Annotated in this window: 1 pseudogene; it reads left to right on the top strand. The window is 44.0% G+C overall.

Annotation, left to right across the window (positions count from 1 at the left end):
- Nucleotides 1-24 precede the first annotated feature (24 nt).
- Nucleotides 25-266 (top strand): annotated as a pseudogene (locus C2M32_RS08575) (transposase); the annotation flags it as partial.

The raw sequence follows: 266 nt of genomic DNA, 5'->3' as shown, positions 1-266 counted from the left end.
AATTCTAAGTTCAAGGAGTGAACGATGGGATTAGCAAGGAAGCGACAAATCAGTTTGTCGGATACTCGGTATTATCATTGTGTTTCACGTTGTGTTCGCCGTGCATTTTTGTGCGGTGAAGATAAATTGACGGGTAAGTCGTATGAGCACCGCCGAGGGTGGGTAGAAGAGCGATTGTTGTTTTTAGCTCAGGTGTTTTGCATTGATATATGTGCGTTTGCGGTGATGAGCAATCATACCCATGTGGTGCTGTATGTGGATGATAA

The sequence above is a fragment of the Pseudoalteromonas sp. T1lg23B genome (assembly GCF_002964665.1).
Lineage (GTDB): Bacteria > Pseudomonadota > Gammaproteobacteria > Enterobacterales > Alteromonadaceae > Pseudoalteromonas.
Note: the sequence above shows the minus strand (reverse complement) of the source record. Positions and strands in the feature narration are given on the sequence as shown.